We start from the raw sequence: 335 nt of genomic DNA on the forward strand, positions 1-335 counted from the left end.
TCTTCCGATGCCCGACCCGGATCCGCTCATGACTCCCCGACGACGCCACACAGTACGGAACCCCGTCCGCGGCCAGCTTCTCCAGAACCTCCACGGCCCCCTCCACCGGCTCCAACTCCCGCTCGAAGGCGGCGAACACCCGAGCGTGAAAGACATCGTCGAAGTCGGCGGGCAGCCGCTCCCCGGTCCGCTCCTCGACGATGTCGTGTACGCGGTGCATGGCGGCGCCCATGTAGTCGCGCAGGGACTCCTCGTACGAGGTGGGGTGTCCCAGCTCGGTGAGATAGGCGGCCAGCAGCGTGTTGGAGATCGGCTCACTGTCCACGAGGACGCCG

Annotated in this window: 1 protein-coding gene; it reads right to left on the reverse strand. The window is 67.8% G+C overall.

Annotated elements, in window-relative coordinates; genetic code table 11:
* The coding region (locus AOK17_RS46790; protein WP_245697893.1) for an HAD family hydrolase at positions 1 to 335 on the reverse strand (335 nt) is incomplete at both ends.

The organism is Streptomyces phaeochromogenes, from assembly GCF_001418655.1.
GTDB lineage: Bacteria > Actinomycetota > Actinomycetes > Streptomycetales > Streptomycetaceae > Streptomyces > Streptomyces phaeochromogenes.